9 protein-coding genes are annotated in these 8,451 nt (G+C 62.5%); 6 read left to right on the top strand and 3 right to left on the bottom strand.

Features of this window, described 5'->3' with window-relative positions:
- Nucleotides 1–85 precede the first annotated feature (85 nt).
- Nucleotides 86–1,186, top strand: a complete 1,101-nt coding sequence (locus tag QRN54_RS24780; RefSeq protein WP_042924245.1) for a CaiB/BaiF CoA transferase family protein — start codon at nt 86–88, stop codon at nt 1,184–1,186.
- A 60-nt stretch (nt 1,187–1,246) separates the two neighbouring features.
- Here QRN54_RS24780 and QRN54_RS24785 read toward each other — a convergent pair whose 3' ends face one another.
- Both QRN54_RS24785 and yczR read right to left on the bottom strand, forming a co-directional pair.
- A complete protein-coding gene (locus tag QRN54_RS24785; RefSeq protein ID WP_285183327.1) occupies nt 1,247–2,350 on the bottom strand; it encodes a class I SAM-dependent methyltransferase in 1,104 nt (367 codons plus the stop codon).
- Between the two features lie 47 nt (nt 2,351–2,397).
- Nucleotides 2,398–3,873, bottom strand: a complete 1,476-nt coding sequence (gene yczR / locus QRN54_RS24790; protein WP_285183328.1) for a MocR-like transcription factor YczR — start codon at nt 3,871–3,873, stop codon at nt 2,398–2,400.
- A 61-nt stretch (nt 3,874–3,934) separates the two neighbouring features.
- Here yczR and QRN54_RS24795 point away from each other — a divergent pair, with 61 nt between their 5' ends.
- A complete protein-coding gene (locus QRN54_RS24795; RefSeq protein ID WP_063315130.1) occupies nt 3,935–4,165 on the top strand; it encodes a hypothetical protein in 231 nt (76 codons plus the stop codon).
- Nucleotides 4,166–4,209: 44 nt separating this feature from the next.
- On the top strand, nt 4,210–4,680 hold the full coding sequence (locus QRN54_RS24800) for a 5' nucleotidase, NT5C type (protein WP_063314828.1): 471 nt from the start codon (nt 4,210–4,212) through the stop codon (nt 4,678–4,680).
- A 52-nt stretch (nt 4,681–4,732) separates the two neighbouring features.
- Here the strand turns inward: QRN54_RS24800 and QRN54_RS24805 are convergent, their stop codons facing one another.
- A complete protein-coding gene (locus QRN54_RS24805; RefSeq protein WP_003944351.1) occupies nt 4,733–6,022 on the bottom strand; it encodes an adenylosuccinate synthase in 1,290 nt (429 codons plus the stop codon).
- Between the two features lie 282 nt (nt 6,023–6,304).
- Here QRN54_RS24805 and QRN54_RS24810 point away from each other — a divergent pair, with 282 nt between their 5' ends.
- From QRN54_RS24810 to QRN54_RS24820, 3 genes are all read left to right on the top strand, one after another.
- A complete protein-coding gene (locus tag QRN54_RS24810) occupies nt 6,305–6,979 on the top strand; it encodes a hypothetical protein (RefSeq protein WP_209448433.1) in 675 nt (224 codons plus the stop codon).
- A complete protein-coding gene (locus tag QRN54_RS24815) occupies nt 6,976–7,746 on the top strand; it encodes a site-2 protease family protein (RefSeq protein WP_003944319.1) in 771 nt (256 codons plus the stop codon). Before QRN54_RS24810 ends, QRN54_RS24815 begins: the two co-directional genes overlap by 4 nt.
- 70 nt (nt 7,747–7,816) lie before the next feature.
- Nucleotides 7,817–8,305, top strand: a complete 489-nt coding sequence (locus tag QRN54_RS24820; RefSeq protein ID WP_007726792.1) for a GNAT family N-acetyltransferase — start codon at nt 7,817–7,819, stop codon at nt 8,303–8,305.
- Nucleotides 8,306–8,451: the final 146 nt, after the last annotated feature.

Raw genomic sequence — 8,451 nt, forward strand, 5'->3', positions numbered from 1 at the left:
ACACAGTGCCCCGGAGCACACCTGATCGATTCGACACGTTACCGTCGGGTCAGAAGTGTTGTCACCGTCTGAATTGGGAGTGCGTGTGTCTGCAGAAGCTGTGGAGAAGAAGGGCCCGCTCGCGGGCATTCGGATCGTGGAATTCGCTGGATTGGGACCGGGCCCGCACGCCGCGACACTGTTGGCGGACATGGGCGCCGACATCGTCATCGTGCAGCGCGCAGGGCAGATTCCGCAGGACTCGAACGCAACCGACCAGATCAAGCGCGGCCGCCGCATCGTCGAGGCCAACCTGAAGGACCCGGCCGACGTCGCGAAAGTGCTCGATCTCCTGGGCCGCGCCGACGTCCTCATCGAGGGTTTCCGCCCCGGCGTCATGGAACGCATGGGACTCGGACCCGACGTGGTCTCGGAGCGCAATCCGCGCCTCGTCTACGCCCGTATGACGGGCTGGGGACAGGAAGGACCGCTCGCCAACGCCGCCGGTCACGACATCAACTACATCTCACTGACCGGTGTCCTCAACGCCATCGGACGCAAGGGTGAACGTCCCGTCCCGCCGCTCAACATGGTCGGCGATTTCGGCGGCGGTTCCATGTTCCTGATCTTCGGCATTCTGTCGGCTCTCGTCGAGCGCTCGACGTCCGGTAAGGGCCAGGTCGTCGACGCGGCAATGGTTGACGGAACCCTCGCGCTCTCCCACATGATGTGGGCATTCCGCGGTCGCGGCGTCTGGTCCGACGAGCGCGGCGTCAATCTCCTCGACACCGGCGCTCCGTTCTACGACACCTACGAGACCTCCGACGGCAAGTACATGGCCGTCGGATCCATCGAACCCCAGTTCTACGCATTGCTGCTCGAGGGCCTCGAACTCGATCCCGCGACGCTCCCTCACCAGATGGACACGTCCAAGTGGGACGACATGAAGAAGCTCTTCACCGAAAAGTTCCTGTCCAAGACTCGCGACGAGTGGGCCAAGATCTTCCTCGGCACCGACGCCTGCGTCTCCCCTGTCCTGACTTTCGCCGAGGCTCCGTCCAACGAACACATCGCGGCTCGCGGTTCGCTCATCGAACTGGACGGCGTCACCCAGCATGCTCCCGCACCGCGCTTCTCGCGCACGCCCACCACGACGCCCGCTGCGCCGGCGCGTGAGGCGACGGATATCGATACGGTCTGGACCTAGGGCCTTCGGCCCCTGTGCGCCTTTTTGGTAGTTACTGCAACCAAAAAGGCGCACGGGGCGTCAGCCCAACCTGTAGAACCTGAACATCTCGTGCTCGATCGGCAGCACGTCCACCCGCTCGAAACCTGCCGCCTTGGCATAGCTTTCGAGTGTCGAGTGCCTCATCACCGTCCCGGTGGCAATGCTTCCCGGATGCGAAAGACTGTCCGGTAAGCAGCAGGTCAGCGAAAATCCGTACAGCAATTGCTCGATCGGACCCGCCTCGGGATCGAACTCATCCGCCGTTCGTTCGTCCATCACGATCACCGGAGCGCCCGGCTGGGCAATCGCCCGAGCCGTGGAAAGAAAACCCACCGGATCCGGAACGTCGTGAAGGCACTCGAAAGCGAAGACGGCGTCGTAGGTCCCGGCATCGGCTCGCCCGGCCTCAGGAGCCTGTCCGGCGACGTCGACCAACGAGAAATGCACGCGGTCGTCCACCCCCCGATCATGAGCGTTACGACGGGCAGCGTTCACCGACGCCGCGTCGACGTCGAAGCCGTGCACTTCGATCTTCGGGTATCCGAGGGCGAGCGCGATCGACGACCAGCCCTCCCCCATCCCGAGATCAGCGACCTGCCCGCCGTCCGAAAGTGTGGCGTGCAGGTCGGTGACCACCGGCAGAAACTGCTGACAGAGCTGATGGAGATACATCGGCCGATTCAGTAGCGCCTGACCCTCGCGAGCATCGGGGCCCATCGATTCCCACGTGACTCCCCCACCGTGACGATAAGCGTCGAGTAGACGTGGCATCGACGACGTCGTCGCGACGAACAGCCTCGCCAGCGGCGCCAGGAAAAGTAGGTTCTCGTCGTCGAACAGAACATCGGCGTGGGCCTGCGGCAGGCTGTACCGGCGATCGGCATCCGAATTGACGTCCACATAACCGGCGACGGCCTGCTGCTCGAGCCACTCCCGCGCATATCTTTCGACGGTCCCTGTCCGGTCCGCCAGCTCCGTCGACGTGAGCGGGCCGTGATCGCTCAGCGCGCGGTACCAGCCCAACCGGTCGCCCAGATACACGGCCTGCAGCTCCGATGCCCCGAGCGTGGCCGCGAACAATCGTTCTGCGAGCGCTTCCGCCGCACTGGTTCCCGCTGCGCCTGTACCGTCTACCGCCGTCATGCCCTACCTCCTGGTTTCACACCACTTTCAGGGTGTGTACCCAGTTCTCAGACGACGACCATTCGTTGGTCTGCCGTGTCGCGATCCGTCGCGAGAGTGTCGTACGCAGCGGCGATGGACGCAACGCCGCGAATGAGGTCCTCGGGAGAACGTGCGTACGGCACGCGGATGAATCGTTCGAACGCACCTTCTACGCCGAAACGGGGGCCGGCGGCAAGGAGTACGCCGAAGTTGGGTGCCACCGCCGCCAACGCCGTCGAGACGGGCGCGGACATTCGCATCCAGACCGACATTCCGCCGGAACCGATGGTGGGACGCCAGTCCGGCAGATGCTCGGCCACCGCACCGAGGAGTACCGCACGCTGTTCTCGCAGAACTTCGCGACGCTGTTCGAGCAACGAGCGGTCGTCGGCGAGCAAGTAGGCGGCTGCCAACTGATCCATGACGGGAGTACCGAGGTCGACCGCGGCACGCGCCCCCACCAACTGGGTGATGAGCGCGGCATCGGCGCGAATCCAACCGACACGTAGCCCGCCCCACAGCGACTTCGCGGTCGAACCGAGCGTCACCACTTCGGTTTTCGCTGCGCCTCGCCCATGTGAGGCGACCGGCGCCGGCGGTGGTGCGTCGAGCCACAGATCCACCATCGTCTCGTCGACGACCAGAGTCATTCGCGTTTCGTGCGCAATCTTCGCAAGCTCGGCGCGGCCGGAAGAGTCCATGCAGAGGCCGGTCGGGTTGTGAAAGTCGGGGATCAGGTATGCCATTCTGGCAGCGGTTTGCCTTGCTGCACTACGAATCCCGTCGAGATCCCAGGCTCCGGCGGCCGCGAACTCCGGTCGGACCGGAACCGGTACGGGCCGAGCGCCGTTTCGCCGAATCGCTTCCAGCGCATTGGGGTACGTCGGATGATCGACCAGCACTCGCTCGCCGGGTGAGGTGAGCACCGACAGCAACAATCGAAGCGCGTGCTGCGCACCCGAGGTCACCATGATCTGTTCGGCGGTGGTGGGAAGACTCCGCGCCGTGTAGCGCTGCGCGATCACGTCACGCAAGTCGGCGATCCCGACCGGTTCCATCCCGTGTGTGGGAAGGAAGTTCGGAAGTTCCTGCAGCGCAGACGCATACGCCAGTTCGACCTGAGCGGCGGGAGCTGCCATCGCCGCGTAACTGAGGTCGACGACGGGGCCACTCGGCCCGGGTTGATGGGAGCGGAACATCAACCCGTTCGGCCGCGCGCCGGCAGGCAATGCCACGGTGCTTCGCGAACCCTGCCTGCTGATCAGGTACCCCTCGTCTCGCAGCACCGAGTACGACGACGTGATCGTGGTTCGACTGAGTTCGAGTACCGCCGCAAGTTCACGCTCACTCGGCAGTGCGACTCCCAGCGGAACGCGACCGTCGTGCACGAGCAGGCGGATACCGTCGGCAAGCGCACGGTACGCGGGCCTGCGTCCGGACTCTTCCTGCCAGGATCCCAGATCGCGCGCAAGCGAACGGGCACCGAGAACTCGAGTCATCATGCAGTCCAGTATCGACAACTTGGCTATGTAACTCAATACCAGTCAAGTTGATCATATGTCCATGACTACCTTCGCAACCCTGATCGGCATCGGACTCTTCGTGGCACTCGTCTACTTCTTCGCGCCCGCCGAAGGTGAAGGTACATACATTCGGTTGGAGCAGTTTCGCCTGGCAGCACCCCTCGGCGGCATCTTCCACGACAAGACTTCAGACCGCGAGAACGACGCTGTCAGACCCCCGTGCGATTGTGATCAGGGGGAAGAATGCACTGATCTCAGTCCAGTTGCGTAAAACTGGACTCTTTCGCACTCAGAAAGTCTCCAGAGAGGGTTCCCATGCCGGCTTCCAAAAAGATTCTCTACGTCGATCTCGACAACACCTTGGTCAACTTCCAGTCGGGCATCGATCGCCTGACCGACGGCGTCCGAGAGAAGTACAAGAACGACCTCGACGAAGCGCCGCACATCTTCTCTCGCATGGATCCTCTCGACGGCGCTATCGACGCCTACCACCAACTGGCACAGCAGTTCGACACCTACATCCTCTCGACGGCGCCGTGGAAGAACGCCACAGCCTGGCACGACAAGGTTCTGTGGGTCCAAGAGCACCTCGGAATGGAGGAAGGCAGCGTCGCGTACAAACGTCTGATCCTCTCGCACCACAAACACCTCAATCGTGGCGACTACCTCGTCGACGACCGCGGAGCAAACGGAGCAGATCGATTCGAGGGCGAGTGGATCAAGTTCGGCAGCACCAAGTTTCCCGACTGGAAGTCCGTCACCGCACACTTGTCGAAGCTGGCTTGAAACTCGAAATCCCCGCTCATGCTTGCATGAGCGGGGATTTCGAGGGAACGAACTAGCGGACGATCTCGCGCCGGACGATCGTCTCGTCGCGGCCGGGGCCGACACCGATGCAGGAGATGAACGCACCCGAAAGCTCTTCGAGACGAAGCACGTAGTTCTGCGCATTCTGCGGCAGTTCCTCGAAGGTGCGGGCCTCCGAGATGTCTTCCCACCAGCCGGGCATCTCTTCGTAGATGGGCTTGGCGTGGTGAATGTCGCTCTGTGACATCGGCATTTCGTCGTGGCGGACACCGTCCACCTCGTACGCGACACAGATCGGCACGGTGTCGAGGCTGCTCAGCACGTCCAGCTTGGTGAGGAAGTAGTCGGTGATGCCGTTGACGCGCGTCGCGTAGCGCGCGATGACAGCGTCGAACCATCCCGTACGACGAGCGCGTCCGGTGGTGACACCGACCTCGCCGCCCTGCTTCGCTAGGTATGCGCCGTGATCGTCGAACAGCTCCGTCGGGAACGGACCGGAACCGACACGCGTCGTGTACGCCTTCAGGATGCCGAGCACGGTGGTGATCTTGGTGGGGCCGATTCCCGAACCGACCGCCGCACCACCCGAAGTGGGGTTGGACGAGGTCACGTACGGGTACGTGCCGTGGTCGACGTCCAGCAGAGTGCCCTGCGAACCTTCGAGCAGAACGGTCTCGCCGCGCTCGAGGGCGAGGTTGAGTTCCAGGCGCGTGTCCGAGATGCGGTGCTTGAAACCCTCGGCCTGCGTCAGTACTTCTTCGACGACCTGCTGCGGGTCGAGTGCCTTGCGGTTGTAGATCTTGACCAGCACCTGGTTCTTGAATTCGAGTGCTGCTTCGACCTTCTGGGTCAGGATCTTCTCGTCAAGGACGTCCGCGGCACGGACACCGACACGGGCGATCTTGTCCTGGTAGCACGGGCCGATACCGCGGCCGGTCGTGCCGATCTTCTTCGCTCCCAGGAAGCGTTCGGTGACCTTGTCGATGGCCACGTGGTACGGCATGATCAGGTGCGCATCAGCAGAAAGCAGCAGGCGGGACGTGTCCACGCCGCGCTCTTCCAGGCCTGCCAATTCGGTCAACAACACACCCGGGTCGACGACGACACCGTTACCGATGACGTTGTTGACGGCGGGGGTGAGGATTCCGGACGGGATGAGGTGCAGTGCGAACTTGTCACCGTTCGGCAGAACCACGGTGTGTCCGGCGTTGTTACCGCCCTGGTATCGCACGACCCACTGAAGCTGCTCGCCCAGTAGATCTGTAGCTTTGCCCTTACCTTCGTCGCCCCACTGGGCGCCGATCAGGACGATTGCCGGCATGACGTTGTCTCCTACGGTCGACGTGCAGCAGTTGTCCCGCCGCATTGGTACTGCCTGGCTTCCGCGCACATGATGCAGCGCCGAACTGTTGCAGTGACCGAAGGAGCAGTCTAGCCCAGAGCACCAGACCAGACCTGACGGTCCAGAATTTGGCCGGTGACCATCACGATTGCGAGTCGACACAGAGACTCGCACTAAGATCGTCGGCAGTGATTCGGACGGCCATTTCGGGGAAGGGTGGCGAGGTCCCACTACCCGAAAAGAAGTCTGATCGAGCTAGGAGTGGCTTTGACCCCTGTGGTGCTCAAATGTGGCGATTCGCCGGTTCCACTCCCCCTGGGTGAACTCACGTCGTTCACTGTCCCCGAGCTTCCGGAGAAGCAAGACTTCGACGAGGCACTGTCCCAACTGCAGGTCGTGACGGAGCCGCGCTTGATCGTCGTGGGCAACGACGGCGCGTTTGCCGCGGCATTGACGCGGTTGATGCGATTGGAGCGACTCAACGTCGAACTCGCCTACGTCACCGAGAACAGGTCCGACGCAACCGATGCGTACAAACTCGCGACCGGTGCACGAGCTGCGCGCACGGCCTTGAAAGGCACAGTTCACACCGTGCCGCTCATTCGCGACGACGCTGGAATCGCGCTGGTAGGTGCAGCAACTATCACGGGTCCGGCGGATGCAGACGAACTTATCGGCGAGGCCTACGTCGACGACAACAAGCTGTTCTCCGGCACAGTCCCCGGCATCCGGATAATGCCGAGCCCCAAGCTCCCCGGGATCAAGGCATCAGTCGACCGCAAGAGCCGCTGGAGCGGGCGACGCTGGCTGGAAGGCCGAGCCATTCAACTGGGCTCGCCGGCAGCGCGACTGGTTCGCGACGGGGTGGCCAACCCACGCGATCTCAAGCGTTCGACCTTCTACCGGCACGACAAGACTTGGTTGTTGGTCAGGTGAGAACCGGAGCAGCACGGTCGGCGGTTCGGCCGAGCCCTGTCTTCCTCGGCGTAGTTGCGATCACTGTCATCGCCGGAATCGTCGCTTGGAACTCGACGTGGGGTTCCATCGCGGGCCGCGCGGGTGTTTTTGTCCTCGTGGTTGCCGGCTGGGTGGTCACGCTCTGCTTGCACGAATTCGCGCATGCCTATCTGGCGTGGCGTCATGGAGACACCGACGTCGAGGCTCGTGGCTACCTGACGCTCAACCCGCTCAAGTACAGCCATCCGATGCTCTCGATCGGTCTGCCGGTGCTGTTCATCGCATTGGGCGGCATCGGGCTTCCCGGCGGCGCCGTGTACCTGCGCACCGGGATGTTCCCGCCCAAGGTGCAGGCCCGAATATCGCTCGCCGGTCCGTTCACGAATGCCGTCGCCGCCGTGATCCTCCTCGTCGTCATACGTACGTACGGCTCATCGGCCGAGCATCTGACGTTCTGGGCCGGCCTCAGTTTCCTGGCTTTCTTGCAGGTCATGGCAACAGTTTTGAACCTGCTCCCAGTCCCGGGTCTGGACGGTTACAACGCGCTGGAGCCCTACCTCGCACCCAATACACGGCACCAACTCGACCAGTTCAAGCCGTACGGACTGCTCCTGCTGGTTGCGCTCCTGTTCGTCCCACAGATCAATGTCGTCTTCTTCGACGCGATCTACTGGATCTTCGAATTGAGCGGTGTGTCCGACTACTACGCCATGCTCGGTAACGCCCTCATGCGTTTTTGGACGTGATCGAGTGCGCTGGAGGAGACTCGTGAGAGTCTGACATTTCAGACATTCATTCTTCTTCAGGGGAGCATCGATGATTGCGACGTCATTTCAGTCCGGCGGAGTGGAGTACACCCTCACGCGGGCCGAGATTCGACACGTGGAGGCACTGATCGACTTGCTCGCCGACGACCCGATCGGCAGCACCCGGGAGACGACCAACCCCGAAGCTCGAACGATCTACGAGGACGCGTTCAAGCGAATCGACGAGGATCCGGCTCAACTTCTCGTCACCGTTCTGGTCGGCGACGCGGTAATCGGCACAATGCAATTGACCTTCATTCCGGGTATGAGCCGGATGGGTGCCACGCGACTGCAGATCGAAGCTGTTCGCGTCCACGAGGACTACCGAAGTAAAGGCATCGGCAGTTCGATGATCCGATGGGCCTGCGAAGAAGGTGCCCGGCGCGGCGCATTTCTGGCGCAGCTCACTTCGGATCAAACTCGCAAGGAAGCTCACGACTTCTACGAGCGACTCGGATTTGTGGCCTCTCATGTCGGGTTCAAGAAATCACTGAGCTGACGCCTTGCCACAAAACTCCCAAACGCGAGCTCGAGCACCGGGGCGTAGAGGTGCCCCGGTGCTCACGTCTTCAGTTGTCGCGGTTCACGCCGCTGTCGGTGGGCTGTTCCCGCCGATCGGCTGCTGATACGGATCGATCGACATCG

The organism is Rhodococcus sp. MEB032, assembly GCF_030208925.1.
Classification (GTDB): domain Bacteria; phylum Actinomycetota; class Actinomycetes; order Mycobacteriales; family Mycobacteriaceae; genus Rhodococcus_F; species Rhodococcus_F qingshengii.

What these genes read in the sequence shown, in the direction of transcription:
- QRN54_RS24785 (WP_285183327.1), bottom strand. Translation starts at nt 2,350, where the DNA reads ATGACGGCGGTAGACGGTACAGGCGCAGCGGGAACCAGTGCGGCGGAA.
- yczR (WP_285183328.1), bottom strand. Translation starts at nt 3,873, where the DNA reads ATGATGACTCGAGTTCTCGGTGCCCGTTCGCTTGCGCGCGATCTGGGA.
- QRN54_RS24795 (WP_063315130.1), top strand. Translation starts at nt 3,935, where the DNA reads ATGACTACCTTCGCAACCCTGATCGGCATCGGACTCTTCGTGGCACTC.
- QRN54_RS24800 (WP_063314828.1), top strand. Translation starts at nt 4,210, where the DNA reads ATGCCGGCTTCCAAAAAGATTCTCTACGTCGATCTCGACAACACCTTG.
- QRN54_RS24805 (WP_003944351.1), bottom strand. Translation starts at nt 6,022, where the DNA reads ATGCCGGCAATCGTCCTGATCGGCGCCCAGTGGGGCGACGAAGGTAAG.
- QRN54_RS24820 (WP_007726792.1), top strand. Translation starts at nt 7,817, where the DNA reads ATGATTGCGACGTCATTTCAGTCCGGCGGAGTGGAGTACACCCTCACG.